10 protein-coding genes are annotated in these 17,651 nt (G+C 60.0%); 2 read left to right on the top strand and 8 right to left on the bottom strand.

Annotated features, from left to right (window positions below):
* Window positions 1–59: 59 nt before the first annotated feature.
* Both tilS and DYE40_RS01445 read right to left on the bottom strand, forming a co-directional pair.
* Complete coding sequence (gene tilS / locus DYE40_RS01440; protein WP_115307411.1) at window positions 60–1,379, bottom strand: tRNA lysidine(34) synthetase TilS; 1,320 nt, start codon at window positions 1,377–1,379, stop codon at window positions 60–62.
* A gap of 438 nt (window positions 1,380–1,817) precedes the next feature.
* A complete protein-coding gene (locus tag DYE40_RS01445) occupies window positions 1,818–4,016 on the bottom strand; it encodes an AsmA family protein (protein ID WP_115307412.1) in 2,199 nt (732 codons plus the stop codon).
* 270 nt (window positions 4,017–4,286) lie between these two features.
* Between DYE40_RS01445 and acnB the strand changes: the two genes are divergently transcribed.
* Window positions 4,287–6,872 carry a bifunctional aconitate hydratase 2/2-methylisocitrate dehydratase gene (gene acnB, locus DYE40_RS01450; protein WP_115308234.1) on the top strand — a complete coding sequence of 862 codons (2,586 nt, stop codon included), beginning with the start codon at window positions 4,287–4,289 and terminating at the stop codon, window positions 6,870–6,872.
* A gap of 467 nt (window positions 6,873–7,339) precedes the next feature.
* Window positions 7,340–7,984 carry a histidine phosphatase family protein gene (locus DYE40_RS01455; RefSeq protein WP_115307413.1) on the top strand — a complete coding sequence of 215 codons (645 nt, stop codon included), beginning with the start codon at window positions 7,340–7,342 and terminating at the stop codon, window positions 7,982–7,984.
* Window positions 7,985–8,165: 181 nt separating this feature from the next.
* Here DYE40_RS01455 and DYE40_RS01460 read toward each other — a convergent pair whose 3' ends face one another.
* The 6 genes from DYE40_RS01460 to DYE40_RS01485 all read right to left on the bottom strand — a co-directional run bounded on the left by DYE40_RS01460 (window position 8,166) and on the right by DYE40_RS01485 (window position 17,558).
* Complete coding sequence (locus DYE40_RS01460; protein ID WP_115307414.1) at window positions 8,166–8,813, bottom strand: HAD family hydrolase; 648 nt, start codon at window positions 8,811–8,813, stop codon at window positions 8,166–8,168.
* 743 nt (window positions 8,814–9,556) lie between these two features.
* Window positions 9,557–11,626, bottom strand: a complete 2,070-nt coding sequence (locus DYE40_RS01465; RefSeq protein ID WP_245944064.1) for a TonB-dependent receptor — start codon at window positions 11,624–11,626, stop codon at window positions 9,557–9,559.
* Window positions 11,627–12,770: 1,144 nt separating this feature from the next.
* Window positions 12,771–13,397 carry an NAD(P)H-hydrate epimerase gene (locus tag DYE40_RS01470; protein WP_115307416.1) on the bottom strand — a complete coding sequence of 209 codons (627 nt, stop codon included), beginning with the start codon at window positions 13,395–13,397 and terminating at the stop codon, window positions 12,771–12,773.
* 111 nt (window positions 13,398–13,508) lie between these two features.
* A complete protein-coding gene (locus DYE40_RS01475) occupies window positions 13,509–14,693 on the bottom strand; it encodes a sugar transporter (protein ID WP_115307417.1) in 1,185 nt (394 codons plus the stop codon).
* A 113-nt stretch (window positions 14,694–14,806) separates the two neighbouring features.
* On the bottom strand, window positions 14,807–16,102 hold the full coding sequence (locus tag DYE40_RS01480) for an adenylosuccinate synthase (protein WP_115308235.1): 1,296 nt from the start codon (window positions 16,100–16,102) through the stop codon (window positions 14,807–14,809).
* 301 nt (window positions 16,103–16,403) lie between these two features.
* Complete coding sequence (locus tag DYE40_RS01485; protein ID WP_115307418.1) at window positions 16,404–17,558, bottom strand: ATP phosphoribosyltransferase regulatory subunit; 1,155 nt, start codon at window positions 17,556–17,558, stop codon at window positions 16,404–16,406.
* Between the last annotated feature and the right edge of the window lie 93 nt (window positions 17,559–17,651).

Consider the following 17,651-nt stretch of genomic DNA (forward strand, 5'->3'; position numbering starts at 1 on the left):
GTGCTTTTTCAGACGGCCTCTCTGCGGTTGGGAACCGTGTGCCGCCTAGTGGCTGCGCCCTACGCAGGATTCGGCGGTACAAAACGGTCAAACGCGGGATCGCAGGGAATGCGGCCGTCTGAAACGGCAAAGCGGCTGTCGGCGCATAGGTTGGCCAGGGCGAGGGGGCGGTTTTCCGCATCTGTGAGCAGCGGCCAGCAGGAGCGGATAAAAGGGGGGATGCCGTGTTCGTGCAGAATTTGTTTGGGCGGTTTGCGGCCGGCGGGCGTGGCTATCAGATCGCGTGATTCTATCGGGCGTATGCGCAGGGTTTGGCCAAGCATTTCGGGCGGCAGGCCGCGCCGGAAACTGCGGAACTGCCAGCCACGCGCCTGCCATTCCTGCAAGCCGCCCTGCCCTGCGGCGGGTGTGTACTGCCGCTGCCAGCCTTCGGGCAGAAAATACAGGCGGTTGCGGCTGGCAATCAGAATTTGCCCGTTCAGCCGCCACTGCGCTTCGCCTGCGCCGATTTCGTACAACACGCGGCAGAAGTCGGCGAGAAAGGCTTTGTTTTTTAAGCCGCCTCCGTGTTCGAGCAGCAGGAGGCGGATGCTTTGACGGCGGCGCGCGGGGGTAAGCTGCCGCCAGCGTTCCGTATGGAAACCGTGCGCGTCGCACACAGCCTGCCGGTCGACTTCAACGGCTTCCTGCAATACGGCCAGTTCGTCCTGCAACAAGGCGACGGCGGTGCGGATGTGGCGGTCGATTTGCGGGCTGTGCCGCCGCCAATGCGGCAGGCCGTCATGGCGCAGCCAGTTGCGCAGGTAGCTGGGGTCGCTGTTGGCCGGATCGGTAACGTATTCGAGACGGTGTTCGGCGGCATAGGCGGCCAGCTCGGCGCGGGTGTAGGGCAGGAGCGGCCGCCACAGTTGCAGGGCGGGATTTTCGGCAAGCGGGCGCAGTTCGGGCATAGCGGCCAGGGCGCGCAAGCCGCCGCCGCGCAGGGCGGCTAAGAAAAAAGTTTCGGTTTGGTCGTCGGCATGGTGGGCGGCGGCGATGATGTCGGCGGGGCTTTGTGCGAACACGCGGTAGCGTGCCTGGCGGGCGGCAGCTTCAATGCCTTTGCCTGCGGGTTCGACTATGACTTTCTGCCAGCGCAGCGGCACGCCGAGTGCCGCGCAGTAGCTGCGGCAGAATCCGAGCCAGCCGTCGGCCTCGGGGTGCAGGCCGTGGTGGACGTGGACAGCGGAGATTTCGGCGTTCAGCCTGTCTTTAAGCTGCGCAAGGATGTGCAGCAAAACGACGGAATCGAGGCCGCCGCTGAGTGCGGCTTCGATACGGCGGGCGCGGCGGACGGCTTCGGGCAGGCTGCGCAGGACGGCGGCGGGAACGGGGTGCATGGTTTCGGTTTCGGGTATGGCGGAACAAAATAAAAAATCTGCGGTGGTGCTGCGCCTTAGCCGGAAGCGGATTTTCTAAGGCATTAAAAACAATGCCGGAAAAATCTGCCCCGTACTGCCTGTGTTGCCGGCCGCCGTGTTTTTTCTATGCTGCAGCCCTATAAACAGCGGCCGGCGGCTGCGCCTGTTTTCCGTACGCGGTATCCGCACGGGATGGTTTTCCAAACGGGTAAACGGTTTCGGATTTTGCCGAAACGGCATTTTCAGACGGCCTATGCAGCTTTCGGCACGGCAGGCTGTGTATCTGTTCCGCGTGCCTGCATTCGGAAGCAGCAGCGGTTGCCCAAGCAGGCAACGGTCTGTCCGCCGCCTGTTTCGGCAGGCGTACCGGATGCGGCATTGGCGGGGCGGTTTTCAGACGGCCTTTGTTTTGCACTGTTACGGTGTGGCAGACGGGGCAGGATTCTGCCTTTGCCGCAAGCTGCCGCGTCCGTTTTCAGACGGCCTCTGCGGTGTTTTTCCGCTGTTCTGATTGCTGAGCCACTGCCATTGTTCGCGTATGGCGCGGGTCAGTGCCTGCTGCTTTTCTTCGGCGGTGTCCAGGCCTTCGGTGAGGCTTTTGTAATCGATGGTAACGGAGAGGTTGTCGGGCTTGCCGCGTATGTTGATGGGAACAGGGCTGCCGTCGCTGCCTGCGGGGTAGAGTTTGAGATGTTCGTTGAGGGTCATGGTGTTGAAGTCGGTGTCGCCGGTCAGCTCGATGCGCAGGCGGTCGGAATGGAGCTCGGCTTTTTCGTGGCGGCTGATGCCTTTGCGGATGACGCTGCTGACGGCAAAACGTTCAAACGGGGTAACGGATTGGGCTTCGGCTTGGACGGGGCGGTTGCCGAGGAGGTTTTGCAGAGCCTGGTTGAGGTTGATGCCCTGCCATGTGCCTTTGCTGAGGTTGAGTTCGAGCGTACCGGCCAGGGTGCGGGTAAGGCTTGCGCGGTCGCCGCCCTGGGCGGTGATGTCGATTTCGGCATCGCCGCTGCCGCTGAGGCTGCCGTAGCGGAACAGATCCTGCATGAGGGGGCGGATGTTGATGTTGCGGGCGTATTGCTGCAAATGGTAGGTGGGAGGGCTGGTATTGGCCATGCTGATGCCGCCTTCGGTGCTGCCGTTGTAAAGTTCGGCGCGGAAATCGGGCAGGACGATGCGGTGTTTGTCGGCCAAAAGGCGGGTGGAGAGTTTGTTGATTTCGAGCTGGGCGGTTTGCAGGGTGCCGATGCTGATGTCGGCTTCGATTTCGGGTGTGCCGCTCTTTTGCAGCCAAACGGGATAGGCGGCGGCTCCTTCGGGCAGGTTGTCGAGATAGGGCGAAAGGGCGAGTTTGTCGAGGCTGAGGGCTGCGGTCAGTTTGGCGGGGCGGCCGCTTCCGCGTTCTGCGGGTGTGTAGTCGGCCGACAGGGAAACGGCTTCGCGGTCGAGCTGCCCTTTCATACTGCCCTGCCAGCGGCCTTTGTCGTATGCCCACACGCCTTCCAGTTCGGAAACAAGGCGCGGGCGGGGGTTGCCGGCGGCGTTTTCCATACGGGTGGTCAGTTTGGCAGCGGGCATTTCCCAGCCGCCTTTGCGCCATGCCAGCGGGGTGTCGAGCGTGAAAGCGGTGTGGGTGGCGGCGGTTTTGCGGCCGGCATTGGCTCCGATTTGTTCGGCCGAGGCCCTGTCCGACCATACTGCGATGTTTTTTGCCGACAATGTGCCGTCCCACGATACGCCGTCGCGGTTCGCTGTGAGCACGGCGTTGGCATTGGCGGCGGTCATGCTTTCGCCGTTTGCTTCGATAGCTGGCGATTCGGCATTGAGGTGCAGATCGTAATCGGGAATATCCAGTTTGAAGGCGGCTTTGGCAAAACGGGTCCGGCCGGTGTCGCGCTGCCAGGATGCGTCGGCGGCAAAACGGAAGGAAAAAGCCGTGCCGCTGCGGCTGCTGCCGCCTTCTGCCGCCAGCTCGGGTATCCGCCAGCCTTGTGCGTTGCGGTGCAGCGTGCCTTGCAACCGCCACAGCGCATCTTCTTCCCACAACGGGGTTTTCAGACGGCCTGATGCTTTAATCTGCGTCTGTGCGTCGTCGGCATTATTCACGTTCAGACTGACGCTTTCCAAAGTGTGCCGCCGTTCGGGGGTGTCCAACAGCAGGCGGCCGTCTTCGACGATGATTCTGTCCACGTCGAAACGGCTTTCTTTCGCCAACAGGTCGGCCACATTCCATTTTCCCCCACTGTCGCGCGAGAGGGAAAACTCGGGGCGCAGCAGCACCCATTTTTCGATTCTCGGCGTTCCCCAAAGGCTGCCCCAGCCGATACCCAACCGCATTTCTTCCACACGGATTTCCGCCGCCTCCCCGTGCGGACGGGTAATTTCCACCTGTTTGAGCGTTACCGTCGGACGCGGGAAAACAGTGGTGCGCCCTTCGTCGAGGAAACGCACTTTGCGTCCCGTACCCGCCACCGCCGCATCCGCCGCCTGCCGCAGCTTTTCCGGCGCAAACAGCCATGCCAGCAGGATGTACTGCGCGGTAAAGGCCGCTGCGGAAAACAGCACGATGGCAGTAAAGGACTTGAACCAGAATTTACCCGATTGCAGACGTTTCATGTTTCAAAAAACCGATGCGGAAAACAGCCGCGCAGTATAGCAGATTGCGGCAGACGGCAAGGCCGTGCCGGCAGTATGGAAACACGGGGGAACGCTGCGTTTGCAGACCGGTTTTCAGACGGCCTCATTGTATTTGTTTATCAACATTCTTTTCATACTGTAAACCCGTGCTGCCCGTATTCCTATTTGTCGGGATTTGGTTTATAGTTCGCCGACTACTTCGGACTACATCCGCAAGTGCCAAAAGAAAAACAGATAAAGGAACGAACAATGTTAGAAGCCTATCGCAAAGCCGCCGCAGAGCGCGAAGCTCTGGGCATTCCCGCCCTTCCCCTCACCGCACAGCAAACCGCCGATTTGGCCGAACTGCTGAAAAACCCGCCCGCAGGCGAAAGTGAATTTCTGCTCGACCTGCTTGCCAACCGCATTCCCGCCGGCGTGGACGACGCGGCCAAAGTCAAAGCCTCGTTTCTCGCCGCCGTTGCCGAGGGCAGCGCCCAAAGCCCGCTGGTTTCGCCCGAATACGCCACCGAACTTTTGGGCACTATGCTCGGCGGTTACAACATCCACCCGCTTATCGAGCTGCTCGACAACGAAAAACTCGCCCCGATTGCCGCCGAAGGCCTGAAACACACGCTGCTGATGTTCGATTCGTTTCACGACGTTCAGGAAAAAGCCGAACAAGGCAACCCGCACGCCCAAGCCGTGCTGAAATCATGGGCCGATGCCGAATGGTTTACCTCGCGCGAAAAAGTGCCCGAAAAAATCACCGTTACCGTATTCAAAGTCGACGGCGAAACCAATACCGACGATCTCTCGCCCGCGCCCGACGCATGGTCGCGCCCCGACATTCCGCTGCACGCGCTGGCCATGCTGAAAAACCCGCGCGACGGCATCAGCACCGACAAACCGGGCGAAATCGGCCCGATTAAGCTCTTGGAAGAACTCAAAACCAAAGGCCACCCCGTTGCTTATGTGGGCGACGTGGTCGGCACCGGCTCTTCGCGCAAATCCGCCACCAACTCTGTAATCTGGCATACCGGATTGGACATTCCGTTCGTACCCAACAAACGCTACGGCGGCGTGTGCCTCGGCGGCAAAATCGCCCCGATTTTCTTCAATACGCAAGAAGACTCGGGCGCGCTGCCGATTGAAGTCGATGTTTCCGCACTGAAAATGGGCGACGTGGTCGATATTCTGCCCTATGAAGGCAAAATCGTGAAAAACGGCGAAACCGTTGCCGAATTCGAGCTGAAATCGCAAGTTTTGCTCGACGAAGTACAGGCCGGCGGCCGCATCAACCTGATTATCGGGCGCGGGCTGACCGCCAAAGCCCGCGAAGCTTTGAAACTGCCCGCCTCCACCGAATTCCGCCTGCCCCAGTCGCCCGCACAAAGCAATGCCGGCTTCTCGCTGGCGCAGAAAATGGTCGGCCGCGCCTGCGGCCTGCCCGAAGGACAGGGCGTGCGTCCCGGCACTTACTGCGAACCGCGCATGACCACCGTCGGCTCCCAAGACACCACCGGCCCGATGACCCGCGACGAATTGAAAGATTTGGCATGTTTGGGCTTCTCTGCCGATTTGGTGATGCAGTCGTTCTGCCACACGGCGGCCTATCCCAAACCCGTTGACGTAAAAACCCACAAAGAGCTGCCCGAATTTATCTCGACACGCGGCGGCGTTGCCCTGCGCCCCGGCGACGGCGTAATCCACTCCTGGCTCAACCGCCTGCTGCTGCCCGACACCGTCGGCACGGGGGGCGACTCGCACACCCGCTTCCCCTTGGGCATTTCCTTCCCCGCCGGTTCGGGGCTGGTCGCCTTTGCCGCCGCCACCGGCGTGATGCCGCTGGATATGCCCGAATCGGTGTTGGTGCGCTTTTCAGGCAGCCTGCAACCGGGCGTTACCCTGCGCGATTTGGTCAACGCCATTCCGCTTTACGCCATCAAACAAGGCTTGCTTACCGTTGCCAAAGCCGGCAAGAAAAACATTTTCTCCGGCCGTATTCTCGAAATCGAAGGCCTGCCCGATTTGAAAGTGGAACAGGCATTCGAGCTTTCCGATGCTTCGGCCGAACGCTCCGCCGCCGGCTGTACCGTCAAGCTGAACGAAGCACCGATTATCGAGTATATGAAGTCCAACATCGTGCTGATGAAAAACATGATTGCCGACGGCTACAAAGACCCACGCACGCTCGAACGCCGCATCAAAGCCATGGAAGCGTGGCTGGCCGATCCGAAGCTGCTCGAAGCCGACGACAATGCCGAATACGCGGCAGTCATCGAAATCAATATGGACGACATCAAAGAGCCGATTATCGCCTGCCCCAACGACCCCGACGACGTATGCTTTATGTCGGAACGCTCGGGAACGGTGATTGACGAAGTATTTATCGGTTCGTGCATGACCAATATCGGCCACTTCCGCGCCGCTTCCAAGCTGCTTGAAGGCAAAAGCGACATTCCCGTGCGCCTGTGGGTGGCTCCGCCGACCAAAATGGACGCGCAGGAGCTGTCCAACGAAGGACACTACGGCGTACTCGGCCGCGCCGGCGCGCGCATGGAAATGCCCGGCTGCTCGCTGTGCATGGGCAACCAGGCGCAAGTCCGCGAGGGCGCGACCGTGATGTCCACCTCCACCCGCAACTTCCCCAACCGTTTGGGCAAAAACACTTTTGTCTATCTCGGCTCGGCGGAGTTGGCGGCCATCTGCTCGAAATTGGGCAAAATCCCCACCGTTGAAGAGTATCAGGCCAATATCGGCATCATCAACGAACAGGGCGACCAGATTTACCGCTATATGAACTTCAACGAAATCGACAGCTACAACGAAGTGGCCGAAAAAGTAAACGTGTGAGTGCCAACAGCCTGAAAGCCGAAATCCGGTTTTCAGGCTGTTTTTTTGGTTTTCAGGCTTTTTTACTGGGATAAAGCAAGGCAGCAAGCCGCAGGCAACATGGGGCGGATTTTCTCGGCATTGTTTTTTTAATGTCTTTAAAAAGCCTCTTCATGCCAAGCAGCAACACCGCAGATTTTTTTATCTTGTTTTACTTATCTTATCTGCCATATCTGCTTCAGGCCGTCTGAAATATATATATAGAAAATTCCAGCATTGTTTGCACTTTTTGTTTTTTTGCATAAAGACCTGTTTTGGAATTTTTGAGGGTTGCCAAAATGCCGAAAGGCACGGAAAAACCGCGCAGCTTTTGAAAACACCCAAAACCACCAATCAACCATTCCGGCAAAAACAAACATAATTTGGCATAAAACGTGCAGACGACCCAACCTTTTCCAACATCTGAAATCCTTACGCCGCAACAGCATATGAAAAACATTTACCTCATCCGCCACGCCCAAAGCGAGGCCAACGCCATGCCCGCGCACGGCGGCACTGTAAACCGCCGCAATGCCGACATCCCCATTACCGCGCTCGGACAAACACAGGCCGGAAACCTAGCCCGCTGGCTTGCCGAACATACCCCCGCGCCCGATGCCGTTTTCGTTTCCCCCTATCTGCGTACACACCAGACTGCCGCCCCCTTTCTCGAACAAGGCCGTCTGAAAGCCGAAGTGCTGCACGACCTGCACGAATTCAACTACCTCTCATACGCCAACATCGAGGGCAAAACCTTCGCCCAATTGCGCGGGCTTTCCGAAGATTATTGGCAGCGCAACGATCCCGACTACCGCGACGGCGGAGACTGCGACAGCTTCGCTTCTTTCTACCGCCGCATTAGCGATACCCGCGAATATTTCCGCCGCCTGCCCGAAGGAAGCTACACCGTTTTCGGACACGGCTTCTGGATCGGCCTGCTCCTGTGGCAGCTTATCCGCCGCGACAACGGCATCGATATGCGCCGCTTCCGCACCTTTGAATTGCAGGTGCGCCCGCGCAATACCGAAGTGTTTCTGCTGCGGTCAGACAAAGACGGCGAAACCATTACCAAAGTCCGCCGTCTTAACGATTAGACCCATACAGAGGCCGTCTGAAAACCACATATCCGTTTTCAGACGGCCTGTCTTGCTGCCATTGTCCGAACAAACTGCCGCACAAAACTGCATACAAAGCGGCATATCCGCACTTAGTAAAGAGGCCGTCTGAAAAACATTTTTCAGACGGCCTCAAACACAGCCGCAACACCGATACGCCTTACAGCAGGCCGGCAATTTCTGCGGGCCGGTGCGCTGTAAAATCCGCGCCCCAATGCTCGGGCTTGTCGTCCGGTGCGATATAGCCCCACAGAGCCGCCACCGTTTTCATGCCCGCATTGCGTCCGGCCAGAATATCGCGCAAAGCATCGCCGACATACAGACATTGCTGCGGCGCAAGGCTAAGCTGTGCGCAGGCGTAAAGCAGCGGCTGCGGGCTGGGTTTGGCTTCGGCGCAGGTGTCGCCGCTGACAGTAACGGCGGGCGGAACGGGAAAGCCGAGTTTCGGCACGAGCGCATCGGTAAAACGGGCGTGTTTGTTGGTAACAATGCCCCAAAGAATGCCGCGTTCGTGCAGCCCGGCAATCAGCATGGCAATTTGGGGAAACAATACCGTATCCTTTCCCGAGCAGCGTCCGTATTCGTCCAAATATTCCTGCCGCAGCGTTTCGTACTGAGGATGATCTGCACCGATACCCATACCGAACGACACCAGCGCACCCGCACCGAGTCCGGCAATGGGACGGATTTCGCACAGGCTTTTTTCGGGCAGCGCACGCCGCCGTAAAAGCGTGTTGAGTGCGCCGCCCAAATCGCGGGCGGTGTCGGCCAGCGTGCCGTCCAGGTCGAATAAAACCGCTTTAATCATTGCGTGTTTCCTTCGTAGAAAAGGCGGCATTGTATAGTGAAACAAAATGGAAAAGATATAAAGCGGCAAGCCGCAGGCGGTACGTGCAGTACGTCCCGGCACATTCTGCCGCTCGGATACCGCCATCCTAATTTTTCCCGTTTGCAGCAGCCAGAATTGGCCGTTCGGGCAGTGTGTCATACAAGCAGCGCACGCTTTTCTTGCAGGCTGCATGTTTTGCTGATGGGAAACATAAGGCCGTCTGAAAAGCGTATTGCGGTTTTCAGACGGCCTCTGTCTTTTGCTCCCTCCCCCGCTTCCGGTGGCTTTTGCCGTTTAGCCGAAATTTGCAGCACGGCAAACAAAGCAGTTCTGCACCGCCCCTACCCCGCGCCGGCACAGGGAAGAAAGTTGGTTTGCTAAGGAGCTGTGCTTTCAGACGGCCTCTGCATCGGCGGGATTGCGTGCGTGGCTGCGCTAAACATCCTGCGTTGGCCCGATGCGACAGTAATGTTACCGTTCGGGTAGGGTATGCCGCCCAAGCAGCGCACGCGTTTTCTGCGGGTTCGGCATTTTGCGACATAGGAAAAAATGAGGCCGTCTGAAAACATATTAATGGTTTTCAGACGGCCTTTTTTTATCCGCAGGGCATGCCTGCGCAGATAACTGATCGGCAGAAACACGTACGTGGCTTTGCCACACACCCTACGACAGATTCGGCAACGCTGTGTCCGGCACGGCGGTTTGGCCGTTCGGGTGGCGGATTAAAACTCCAATTCCGCTTTCAGCCAGTAGGTGCGCGGCATGCCGACCACGGCGAAGCTGCGGTCGTATTGGCCGCGCTGTACCTGCCAGTATTTTTTGTTGAACAGGTTTTCCACCGTGCCGCTGACGGTAAGGGCGTTGCGGCTGCCGAGTTTGGCTTTATAGCGTGCGCCTGCGTCCACCAGCGTGTAAGACGGGAAGGCATTGTTTTTCCACACGTCCTGATAGGATTTGCCGAAGTGCTGGACATTGGTGTGCAGGGTCAGGCCTTTGGCGAAGGGGGTGTCCCATTCCACGCCTGCTTTGGCGATGACGCGCGGATTGGCTACCTGCACGCCGTTGACGATTTCGTCGCGGGAGCTGGGGTAGTCTTTCACAACCGACTGCAAATAGGTAATGCCGAGGTTGGGGCGCAGGGTTTTGTTCAGCAGGTTGGCATAAATATTGAACTCGATGCCTCGGTTGCGTTCGATGCCCTGCTCGTCGCCCGCCGCGCCGCCGGCCGCTCTGTGTCGGGCAAAGGCGGAATTGTTGCCGTAGGTCAGGCGGCCGGCGGCGTTGGTTTGACCGCGCCAGTAGCCGGGGCGTTTGATTTGAAATGCGTTGAGCGTGGTAACGAAATCGCCCCAGTTTTTGCGCACGCCGATTTCAAACTGGCGGCTGACGCGCGGTTTGGCCATGGTGGTGTTGCCGTCGTCGTCGGTTTTGATGTCGGCAGGCTCGAGGTCTTCCATGTAGTTGCCGTATACGACCAAATCGGGCGTGGGTACCCACGCGGCCATCAGCATCGGGCTGAAGCGTTTGGAGTCGCCTTTTTGTGCTGTTTTGCGGTCGGTGTATTCGACGGCTTGGAAACGGCCGCCGAGCGTGAGGCGGTATTTGTTGTCGGCAAAACCGAGCGTGTCGGAAAGCGCGAGGCTGTTGACTTTGATGACTGCATCCAGATTCGGGCTGCTTTCATACGTTGTCGGATAATCGGGGCGGAAGGCGGCCAGTTGGTCGGCGATGTTGCCGTTGGTGTCGATAAGCGCACTGCTGCTGCCGGCTGCCGTGCCGCGATAGGTTTCGCGTTTGCGGTTGATGCGGTCGAACGCGGTGCTCCAATTGTGCGTTACCGGGCCGGTTTCAAATTCGCCGCGTGCCGACAGGTTCATGCTGAGGGTGCGGAAATACTGGTTGGTCAGGCGGGCGGTGCCGGTGTAATACTGGTCGGCGGTGGCGCAGGCGGTGCTGGCGTTGCGGCAGATGGTCGGGGAGATGAGTGTGCCGTAGTAGCGGGCTTTGTTGTAGCCGATGCCGCCTGTAACTTGGAAGTTGTAGTCGGTGTCGTACTCGAAGGTCAGCATATTGGTCTGGCCGACGGTGTTCTGCCAGTTCCATGCGGGCAGCAGGTTGGTTTTGCCGCTCGGTGCGTCAAACAGGCGGGCGGAAGCGTTTTGGATGTCCTGCATACGGGCGCGGCCGCCGTGGGTTTTACGCTTGGCGTACACGGAGTCGGCAGCGATGCGCAGCTTTTCACCGCGATAGTCGGCATTCAGGGCAAATTCCTTATTGTCTTCGTCGTAGCCCTCGCGCGGGGTGTCGCCGTGGCGCAGCCTGCCGTTGGCGCGTACGCCGAATTGTTTGTCTGCGCCGAAACGCTGTCCCAAATCAAAAGTGCCTTGGGCGCGGCTGTCGCTGAACCAGGCCAAACCGATTTTGCGGTTACCCTCGTCGGCGGCTTTTTTGGTTTCGATATTGAGTGCGCCCGATACCGCGCCTTCGGGGTCCATGCCGTTTACGGCGGTACTCGCGCCTTTAATCAGCTGCGCCGAGCCGACCTGCACGCTGGCCGTGCCCTGCGTGCCGTACATGCCTGCCAAACCGTTGACGCTGAACTGGCGGGCATCGAGCTGGTAGCCGCGGAAATACAGGCCGGTAAGCGTGTTGCTTTCGCCGCCAAACTGCCATGTGGACGCGTCTTTTTTCGCCACTGCATCCACCAGCGAACGCGCTTCGGTGTCGTTGATGACTTTTTCGTCGTAGTTCACTACGGTAATCGGCGCGGTAAAGGCGTTGGCTTTACCCAGCAGGCTCAGATTGACGCGGTCGCGCATATCGCCGTCGCTGGCGATGGAATAGGAGCGGGCGGCGCGGACTTTTTTCGCGTCGGCGCGGACGGTTACCTGCTCCAAGCCGCCCTCTTCATGCGTGGTCTGCTCGTCGGCGCAGGCAAAAGCGGCGGCCACCATCAGCGGCAGCAGGGCAAGTTTCTGTGTGTTTTTCATTGGTTTCTTTCTCTGAATTGAGTCAAGCGGTCGAGGCTTGGGGGTTGCAAAATAATAGCGACGCGCATTATCTTTCAAACGGCATAAAAATTAAAACAAAGCAATGAATTATTTACAATAATTAACCTGATTTGTTGCAATTTTGGTCTGCGGCAGAAGAAGGGACGCAGGCCGTCTGAAAGGCCGCTGTTTCTGATTTTCAGACGGCCTTTGTCTTTTCCCCTCTCCCGTTTGCGGCGAACGGCCGGGACGAGGCATTTTCCGCTTGGCAGACATTTGCAGAGCGGCGGGCAAAGCGGTTTTGCAAACCGCACCCCCTCCCCAACCCTCCCCCGTGCGGGTACAGGAGAGGGAGCGGGTTTGCCGCAGGACAAGCGTTTTCAGACGGCCTGTTTATCCGTTTCCACCCGACAAAGGGCGTACCGTCCAAGCGGTATACGCGACTCAACTCCCCACGTAGGGTGTGTCGCCTAAGCGACGCACGCGTTCCGTGTCATTCGAATACAAAGGCCGTCTGAAACCTCCAAACCGCGTGCGCGGCTGTGCCACACCCTACCTTGCTTCGGCATGGCGGGCGGCAATTTGGCCGTTCGGGTGGATGCCGCCCAAGCGGCAGATACGTTTTCTGCGGGCGGAAGCGTTTGGCGGATTAGGAAAACATCAGGCCGTCTGAGAACGTATTGCGGTTTTCAGACGGCCTTGCTTCTGCTTGGCGGGAACGGGTGCGCGGCTGTGCCACACACCTTACCTTGCTTCGGTACGGCAGGCGGCAATTTGGCCGTTTGAGTAGGGTGTGCCGCCGAAGCGGCGCACGCGTTCCTTCGCTCCTGCCGAACGGCAAAATCCCCCCTCGCCCTCCCCGCAAGCGGAGGATGGAACAAAAGCAGAGGCCGCCTGAAAAAACTCTTTAAAAAGCACTTTTCAGACGGCCTCCATTTCTGCACATTCAGTCTATGCCGATGTCGAGGCAGACGGTTTCGCCGCAGAGTTTTCCGCCTTCCGCGCTGTGGTGGGCGGGTTTGTAGGCGGCGAAGGTGTAGGTGAGGTCGGCGCGGAAGGTGTCGGGATCGGCTGTGCCGCTGTCGCAGTCGAGGCCGGTGGGCAGGTCGAGGGCGGTTTTGAAACCCTCTGCGCGGTTGAGGCGGCGGCAGAGTGAGGCTATGTCTGCGGGAAGCGTGCCGGCAAAGCCGGTGCCGAAAATGCCGTCGGTAATGACGGTGTAGCCGTTTTTCAGACGGCCTTCGAGTTCGCCTGCGCCGACAAATTCCACGCCGGAGAGGCCGGACAGGCGTTGGCGGTTGGCCTCGGCCAGTTCGGACAGCTTTTCGCCGGCGGCAAAGAAAATGTCGGCGCGCCAGCCCTGCGCCTGCATCAGGCGTGCCATCACCAGCGCGTCGCCGCCGTTGTTGCCTTTGCCGCAGACGAAAAGGGCGCGGCCGGGTGCGGGCAGCCGGCGCATGAGGTCGGCGGCGGCGGCGCGGCCTGCGTTTTCCATGAGTTGTGCGAAACCGGTGCCGCGTGCGGCGGCTTCCTGTTCGTGTTGGCGCATTTGCGCGGCGGTGTAGGTTTTCATCTGTCGTCCTTTCGGGAAATTGGCGGCGGCCGTCTGAAAATTATGGTCAAACGAATCGGGCGGCTTATGAATGCGGCCTTTTGGCGTGGGACAAAACAGGCCGCAGATTTTTTACTTTGCTCCGCCGGTTTTGTCGGCAAAATCGGGGCGGGCGATGAGCAGCCGGGCGGGAATCAGGGCGGCGGCGGCAAGGAGGCCGCCTGTGTAGCCGATGTTCTGCAAACCGATATGCTGCGCGGCAAGGCTGCCGAGCAGTGCGCCGCCGCCGATGCCCACGTTGTACAGCGAGGAGTAGATGGATGTGGCGACATCGGTGGCATCATCGGCAAAATGCAAAACCCGCGCAAGCATGGCAAGGCTGAGTGCGCTGATGGCCGCGCCCCACACAAAACAGAGGGCGGCAAACGGCCACACCGAGCCGGACAGGGGCAGCAGCAGGAGCATGGCGGCGGCCACGGCGGCGGTGCAGGCGGCGAAAAACGGGCGCGGGCTGCGGGCGAAGCGGCGGCCGAAAAGATACGATCCGGCAAATCCGGCCGCGCCGTAAACAAGCAGCAGGAGGGTGGCCTGCTGCGGCGGCAGGTGTGCGGTTTGCAGGGCGAACGGTTCGATGTAGCTGTATGCGGCGAAGTGGGCGGTGATGATGAGGATGGTGAAGGCGTAGAGCAGCATCAGGCTTTTGCGTTTGGCCAAAACGGGCAGGCTGGAAAGCGATCCGGTATTGACGCTGGGCAGCTTGGGCAGGGTTTTGGCCAGCACGGCGGCCACGATGGCGGCGGCTATGCCGATCAGCAGGAAGCTGAGCCGCCAGCCGTAGGCATTGCCCGCCAGCCGCCCGAGCGGAATACCGAGCACCATGGCCAATACCGTTCCGGTGCTGAGCAGGCCGAGTGCCTGGTTGCCCTTGCCTTTGGGGGCGACGCGCACGGCCAGCGCGGCGGTAACCGACCAGAAAAGGGCGTGGGTCAGGGCGATGGCGACACGTCCGGCCAGCAGCATGGCGAAACTTCGGGCAAAGTAGGAAACGATATGCCCGCCGACAAAAACGGCAAACAGGATCAGCAGCAGCCTGCGCCGCTCGGTGTTGCGGGTGGCGAGCATCAGCGGCAGCGACATCAGGGCGACCACCCAGGCATAGACGGTAATCATGATGCCGGTGTCGGCCGGACTCATGGCAAAACCTTCGCCTATGCCGCTCAGCAGGGCGATGGGGATAAATTCGGTGGTGTTGAAGATAAAGGCGGCGCAGGCCAGGGCGAAGACGCTGAGCCAGCGGGTGTTTTCTTGATTCGGCATGGTGTGTCCGTGGTGTGCCGGTATGTGTTTTCAGACGGCCTTTTGGGATTGAAGAGGCCGTCTGAAAAGCGGAAAACGGCTTTTCAGACGGCCTGCGCAGAGCTGTTGCGCAATCAGGCGAAGGGATGTTGCAGCAGGATGGTCTGGTCGCGGTCGGGGCCGGTGGAGATGATGGCCACAGGTGCGCCGCACACTTCTTCGATGCGTTTGAGATAGCGGCGGGCGTTTTCGGGCAGCGCATCGTAATCCTGCACGCCGAAAGTGGATTCGCTCCATCCGGGCAGGGTTTCGTACACAGGCACGCATTTGGCCACCGCATCCGCGCCGAAGGGCAGGATGTCGGTGCGTTTGCCTTCAAACTCGTAGCCGGTGCAGATTTTGATTTCCTTCATGCCGTCCATCACGTCGAGTTTGGTAATGCACATGCCGGTGATGCCGTTGATTTGGATGGAGCGTTTCAGCGCGGCGGCATCAAACCAGCCGCAGCGGCGCGGACGGCCCGTTACCGAACCGAATTCGTTGCCGCGCTCGGCCAGCCCTGTTCCGGTCTCGTCGAAAAGCTCGGTGGGGAAAGGCCCGGAGCCGACACGGGTGGTGTAGGCTTTGACGATGCCCAAAACATAATCGAGCATCTGCGGCGGCACGCCCGCTCCGGCGGAGGCGGCACCCGCCAGACAATTGGACGAGGTAACAAAGGGATAAGTGCCGTAGTCGATGTCCAGCAGCGTACCCTGCGCCCCTTCAAACAGCAGGCGTTCGCCGCGTGCGTTTTTCTCGTAAAGCGTGCGGGCAACATCGTGCACCATCGGCAGCACGCGGGCTTTGAAGCCTTCGATTTTGCCCATGACTTCGTCGAAAGAAACGGGCGGCGCGTTGTGCAGGTGTTGCAGTTGGACATTGTAAAGATCGATATTGGCGCGTACTTTTTCCGCCAGCTTGCCCGTATCGAACAAGTCCACCACGCGCACGGCGCGGCGGGCGGCTTTGTCTTCGTAGGCCGGGCCGATGCCGCGTCCGGTGGTACCGATTTTCTGCTCGCCCCTGCTGGCTTCGCGCGCCTGGTCGAGCGCGATATGGTAGGGCAGGATCAGGGTGGCGGTGGGGGCGATTTTCAGACGGCCTTCGACGTTTTTCACACCGGCGGCGGTCAGTTCGTCGATTTCGCCCAGCAGGGCTTCGGGCGAAACAACCACGCCCGATCCGATGAAGCAAGTCAGGCCTTCATGCAGGATGCCGCTGGGAATCAGGCGGAGGACGGTTTTTTTGCCGCCCACCACCAGCGTGTGTCCGGCATTGTGCCCGCCCTGGAAGCGCACCACGCCGCCGCACTGCTCGGCCAGCCAGTCTACGATTTTGCCTTTGCCTTCGTCGCCCCACTGGGAGCCGATGACTACTACGTTTTGTGCCATATTGTGTCTACCTGTTTGCTGAATGGAAAAAACGGCGGCCGCCCGTGCAATCCGGGCGGGCGGTTCGGAAACGGATTGCCGGATGCCGCTGCGGGCAGGCGTTCCGGCTGTTTTCAGACGGCCTTTGCTTTGCCGGCAGGAAGCGCGGCGGCGGCAGAGGCCGTCTGAATAAAAATTTTCGCGGCTGGCGCGGAAAAAGGCCGCAGGGCAGCCGCCCTGCCCTGTTTTGGCCTGTGCTTTCCTTTGCGGACGAACGCAGGCCTGCAAAAGAAGAGAGGCCGTCTGAAAAAGCCCAAAGCCGTCAGGACGTTTCGCAGACCACCCATGCGCCGTCCTGCCGGCGCAGGCGGCGCGTGCTGCCGGCTGTGCTGTTGGACGGGATGCCGTAATCCACGGCCACGGCCTCGCCCGCCGCACGCAGGGCGGCTACGGCTGCTGCCGCTTCGGCCAAATCCGCCGCGTCCACGGCGATGGCCGGGCGGCGTTCGTGCTGCGGCAGCCTGCCGAGGAATTTGCGCAAATCAAAGCTGAATCCTGTGGCGGGACGGGCACGGCCGAAACAGCCGCCCAAGCCGTCATACCGTCCGCCCCTGGCCAGCGCGTCGTGGCCGTTTTCGGCATAGGCGGCATAGAGCAGGCCGGTGTGGTAGTTGTCCACGCGCAATTCGGACAGGTCGATGTGTACGTCCTGCTGCGGGAATGCGGCGCAAACGGCGGCAATTTCGTCCAAAGCGCAGCCCACGGCGGACAAATCGGGCAGTTTTTCCCTCGCATAGGCAAGTACTTCGCGTCCGCCGTAAAGCGCGGGCAAAACGGCAAAGGCTCTGCGCCACATGCCGTCCAGCCCCCATGCGGCCACCTGTCCGCGTACGGCGGCGGCATCTTTGTCCTGCATCAGCGCGAGCAGGGAGGCTGACTGTCCGCCGTCCAGCCCGGCGGCGGCAGACAGCGCACGGAACACGCCGATGTGGCCGAGCGAAAGCAGGATGCGGCCGAAATCGGCTACGGCCAGGCTGTCGAGCATCAGGCCGACGGTTTCGATGTCGGCTTCCACACCCGCGTAGCCGTAAAATTCCGCCCCCACCTGCAAAGGCTCGCGGGTGTTCAAAAAGCCTTCCGGGCGGGCGTGCAGCACCGGGCCGGCATAGCACAGCCGGTTGATGCCGTCGTTGGCCGACAGCAGATGCGCGTCGATGCGGGCGGCCTGCGGCGTGATGTCGGCGCGGATGCCGAGCTGGCGGCCGCTGAGCTGGTCGGCGATGCGGATGGTTTTGAGGGAAAGGCCGGAATCGATATGGGTAAGCAGGGAGTCGCTGTATTCGAGCAGCGGCGGATGGACAAGCTCGTAGCCGTGCGAGCGGAACAGGGCGAGGATTTTTTCTTTCGCGCTTTCGAGCTGCCGCGCCCCGCTGGGCAGAATGTCGGCGACGTATTCGGGAAGTTGCCAAGGCTGCATGATGGTTGGATCCGACGCATGGGAAAAGCGGCTGGGCGCGCTGCGTCTGCGTTGTTTTTAAAGTGGCACTTTAACATAAAAAAACAGTTTGTG

Origin of the sequence: Kingella potus (genome assembly GCF_900451175.1) — a bacterium.
GTDB classification, from domain to species: domain Bacteria; phylum Pseudomonadota; class Gammaproteobacteria; order Burkholderiales; family Neisseriaceae; genus Neisseria; species Neisseria potus.

Excerpts from the sequence above, each read along its gene's own strand:
- DYE40_RS01455 (WP_115307413.1), top strand. The coding sequence starts at position 7,340 with ATGAAAAACATTTACCTCATCCGCCACGCCCAAAGCGAGGCCAACGCC.
- tilS (WP_115307411.1), bottom strand. The coding sequence starts at position 1,379 with ATGCACCCCGTTCCCGCCGCCGTCCTGCGCAGCCTGCCCGAAGCCGTC.
- DYE40_RS01480 (WP_115308235.1), bottom strand. The coding sequence starts at position 16,102 with ATGGCACAAAACGTAGTAGTCATCGGCTCCCAGTGGGGCGACGAAGGC.
- DYE40_RS01460 (WP_115307414.1), bottom strand. The coding sequence starts at position 8,813 with ATGATTAAAGCGGTTTTATTCGACCTGGACGGCACGCTGGCCGACACC.
- DYE40_RS01475 (WP_115307417.1), bottom strand. The coding sequence starts at position 14,693 with ATGCCGAATCAAGAAAACACCCGCTGGCTCAGCGTCTTCGCCCTGGCC.
- acnB (WP_115308234.1), top strand. The coding sequence starts at position 4,287 with ATGTTAGAAGCCTATCGCAAAGCCGCCGCAGAGCGCGAAGCTCTGGGC.
- DYE40_RS01485 (WP_115307418.1), bottom strand. The coding sequence starts at position 17,558 with ATGCAGCCTTGGCAACTTCCCGAATACGTCGCCGACATTCTGCCCAGC.
- DYE40_RS01445 (WP_115307412.1), bottom strand. The coding sequence starts at position 4,016 with ATGAAACGTCTGCAATCGGGTAAATTCTGGTTCAAGTCCTTTACTGCC.
- DYE40_RS01470 (WP_115307416.1), bottom strand. The coding sequence starts at position 13,397 with ATGAAAACCTACACCGCCGCGCAAATGCGCCAACACGAACAGGAAGCC.